This window comes from Hydrocoleum sp. CS-953 (assembly GCF_002260545.1).
Classification (GTDB): Bacteria; Cyanobacteriota; Cyanobacteriia; order Cyanobacteriales; family Microcoleaceae; genus Trichodesmium.
Window position 1 is genome coordinate 1 of sequence record NZ_LGSU01000703.1, and the last position, 4315, is coordinate 4315.

Here is a 4315-nt window from a genome sequence, read left to right on the forward strand (position 1 = left end):
ATCCAAAAATTTTTCTTTGATCTTCGTCCTCCTTATGGTTATTATTTACTACAAAACTTTCGCATTGAACAAAATAATAAAAGATTAATTCCTACTAGCCCTGGAAATTATAGTTTTCCTTTCAGTTTATCCCCTGGAGAAACTATCAATTTCAAAGTAAATTATCAAGCCCAAGGCGGACCCCGTTGGATTTATAATGCCAATAATCAACTATTATCAAATTTCCAACTAATAGCATTGGCAAATTTTCCCAAAGCAGACTTTGCCAGTGGCATTGTTCCGACCGAAACTATCGAATCAAATTCGTCTCGAAAGTTTACTTGGGTATTTGATGATAATGTTTCTGTCAAAAATCCTTTTGGAGTTTTTACTGCCACAGACTCAGTAAAAAATACAGGTATTTTACCTCGCCTATTAATATTAGCTCCCCTATTATTTTTATGGTGGTTAATTCTCTTATATTTTTCCCTCCCTTTGAGTTTGCTAGATGTGACAATCTTAGGAGGAATTTTCTTTGCTTGCTTACTAACTTTAACTTACTTCAGTCGTTTAATTGATGCTAAACTTGCCTGGAGTTTAATTTCTCCAATATTGCTATTTTTAGTTTGGGGTTTAGGCTCAAATCGTCAAGCTTCTTTAGCAGCAATTATTTGTACTATTAGNCTCTTATATTTTTCCCTCCCTTTGAGTTTGCTAGATGTGACAATCTTAGGAGGAATTTTCTTTGCTTGCTTACTAACTTTAACTTACTTCAGTCGTTTAATTGATGCTAAACTTGCCTGGAGTTTAATTTCTCCAATATTGCTATTTTTAGTTTGGGGTTTAGGCTCAAATCGTCAAGCTTCTTTAGCAGCAATTATTTGTACTATTAGTGGCGGAATTTTACCTATTTTTGCATTATTAGTTTCTTATAGTGGATTAACATTAAGTATTGCTGGATTACTTTCTGTTGTTTGGCTAGTAGTTCGACATTGGTATGGACGCTATTCTATTAATAACTCATCTAATTGAAATCCTAGGAGTTTAGTCTCCAAAACTATTTTTATTATCTGAAATAGGATATAGCAATCCACCCTTATTTTGTAATATAGCAATATGATTTGAGTTGTGAGATATTAGAGACTTTTAGGGAACATTTAACTGGGAACAGGAAACAGAGAAGAAGGAAAAAACGAATATATATGAATATGATAACTGCTATATTCTCTCCTTTTAAGGAACAGTAAAATTCTCACATCTGATTCCTGATTGCTATATTTATCATAGGGGTTTGGTCTCCAAACCTAACCAAAGATGGGATTTAGAAACCAAACCCCTAAAGTTTTGTTTCCACAAATCATTTAGGATTAGTATATGACTAATGGATAGAGAGGAAATTATTAAATTAGCAGGATAAAAACTAAAAACATTACCAGGAAATGAATTCGATTTATTAACAATTTCCCAACCAATTTCGTCTGATGCTGCTCTGAATATTACAAAAGTAATCTCTAAACTTTCTCCACTGCTAGGAAACTTAATTTCATTTCACATAACTGAGTTTTTAAATGCTCAGAATGAATTTAATAAATTTGGTAAATAGAAACGTCAAGACCCTGGTTTTCCAGATACTATTTTTGAAGGTAAAATAACTCCTATTCCTGGACTTGAAATTAAGACTTAGTTTCCTCTAGCTACAGAAATAACTGCTCGTTTTAAAGATAGTCAAAACTATTTTCAATGATGACAATATATATGTTGTTTTGCTCCGCTGGCTTCCTAGCAATTTAATATATGTAAAACCCTATATTTTAGACATTTGCATAGTCTCTGCTAGGTCTGTAGCAGAAACTCGTGACAACCATTATCATAACCCGCCAGACTATCTAGTTTTACAACCAGAAGATACTCAAAAACGGACAAAAAATTTACAACAAACTAACACTAATGGTGATAAATGGCAGGGTAATAATTCTCAATTTCAAGCAGCTCAACAAATTGTCAAAAGTTGGGGAAATGAAAGTAAATATTATCAACCTACAAGAGAATATCAAAAATTATTGCGACAGCTAATTAATCTTTTTCCATATAGATTAGATACTAATTTTGCCAAAATAGATAGGATAGTTCACCCTGAAATAGAAAGCTTCAAAGAAAAAGTCCTAGAAAAAGATATAAAGGGTATATCTATTAGCGAATGGGCAAAATTACTCGGTAGTAAAAATACAGAAAAAACTAAGTTAACTCTTCAAGAAAGGTTATTTATTACAGATATTAACCCTGACGATATTATTCTTTAGCTCTCTGAACACCATAAAAAAAAGTAAGTCCAATCTATCTCTCAAGCAAATGCCTTACGACCTAAATTTTTAGCAGCAATAGAAGCAGTACATAATCCTCCAAAAGGTTCCCATACAACATCTCCAAAATCGCTAGGCTCTTGAAGAAGGTGGAATTGAATTTATCCCAAACAATGGTGGAGGGGTAGGTGTCCGCTTTCGTTAAAATCAGCAGTTATAATCAAGCTGCTTTAATTTCTAACAAATATTTATCACCTCTGGTATTACCAACGCCAAAAATCTAGTAGATAATTTTTACTTGACTTTATATTCAACTGTTGCGCAACAGTTGATTAAATATTCAATTTAACTTTGATAAATGCAGGACTTACGCTGAGACAATATATATAGGGTTTGCTGAAAAAGTCTTTTTTAAGGAGTAGGGGAGCAGGGGAGCAGTAGGGACGTTGCATACAACATCCTTACGGGAGTAATTTTTTTGCCCAACTCTTCCCCAAAATGCTAAATTTTTGAGCGAAATCAACTGAAAACCAGGCACTTTTTTAGAGCCTAAAAATACTCAAACCTTTATATATCAATACTTAGATATTTAATCAGCAAGCCCTATACTATATAGTCTTAAAAAACTATAGCGCTATAGATATGTAGTGTTTAAAACTCAAAAATGCTTAAATCCTAAATTGGTTCAACTCCAGCAAAAATTCTGGGGGAGTTAGTATTTGTTTTATTTCCCGATAATTTCTAGAGCTAAATAGGGTTTGCTGAAAAAGTATGAGTGGTCAGGGTAGGAGTCAGGAGTCAGGAGTCAGGAGTCAGGAGTCAGAATAAATGGGAGTTATAGAGGAGCTAGCAGGAAGAATAGTCCCTTGATTTTTCTGCTGTAGTGAGTATTAAAGGCTCACTTTTTAAACCTGAATGACCTAAAACTTACACTTNTCAGGAGTCAGGAGTCAGGAGTCAGGAGTCAGAATAAATGGGAGTTATAGAGGAGCTAGCAGGAAGAATAGTCCCTTGATTTTTCTGCTGTAGTGAGTATTAAAGGCTCACTTTTTAAACCTGAATGACCTAAAACTTACACTTTTTAAGAACCTAAAAAGGCTAAAACGTTTATCTGTCAATACTTTGAGGTTTAATCAGCAAGCCCTAAATAGAAAATAAAGAAGGTTGACAAGGACTAAACGAAAGACGGTGCTGAGGCGACACCCCGTAATTTACGATTCCTTGTTTATGCTTTTGCGTACCATAACCTTTATTTTTAGTCAAGTCATAAACAGGATATTTTTTAGCTAAACGCATAATCAAAGTATCACGCCAAACCTTAGCCACAATACTCGCAGCAGCGATCGCCAAACATTTACTATCCCCCTTAACAATAGTCCTTTGAGGTATCAGTAAATCTCTAATTTCTTGATTCCCATCAACCAGAACCAAATCAGGCTTAGGTTGCAGCTGCATAACAGCCCGCTTCATCGCCAATAAAGAAGCTTGCAGAATATTCAAGCGGTCAATCTCTCGAACAGAAGCCATACCAATCTTACAATCCAAAGCCACGGCCAAAATTTGAGTCGCCAAGTGACACCGACGCTTTTCTGCCAACCTTTTACTATCTTTCACCCCACTACTAGCCAAATCATCCAAAACCTCCTCTGACAAAATTACCGCTGCTGCCACCACAGGCCCAAATAATGCCCCACGCCCCACTTCATCAACACCAGCAGTTAGAAGAGAGGATGGATAATCAATCAACTCAGAACAAGTCATAAGTACCATTTAAAAAAGTTTGCTACAAATTCTTAGCATTCAGGACTCATTTCAGTTATCGTTTAGCCTTCTAGGTCGTAACTGCCTCTTGACTCCTGGGTCGGAGCTAGACTTTTTCGTATAGGGAATGCTCCGCAAACATGTCGCCGAGCGTTAACGAAGTTGTGCGGAACGCTAAACACTACCTCCGGCTATCCAAGGGGAGGCTATTGTCCTTATTTTTTTGTTCAGACAAATGATCTGCTGTCTTAAAAAAGAAGTCCTTTCTACAGTTG

The 4315-nt window shown here is 35.5% G+C and carries 2 protein-coding genes; one reads left to right on the forward strand and one right to left on the reverse strand.

Going from position 1 to position 4315, the window contains the following annotated elements:
• Positions 1-1742 precede the first annotated feature (1742 nt).
• The gene (locus tag AFK68_RS41275) at positions 1743-2279 is read left to right on the forward strand and encodes a hypothetical protein (protein WP_246844066.1); all 537 of its coding nucleotides are present in this window, start codon (positions 1743-1745) and stop codon (positions 2277-2279) included.
• Between the two features lie 1143 nt (positions 2280-3422).
• Here AFK68_RS41275 and AFK68_RS08205 read toward each other — a convergent pair.
• A complete protein-coding gene (locus AFK68_RS08205; protein WP_246844067.1) occupies positions 3423-4040 on the reverse strand; it encodes a ribonuclease HII in 618 nt (205 codons plus the stop codon).
• Positions 4041-4315 lie beyond the last annotated feature (275 nt).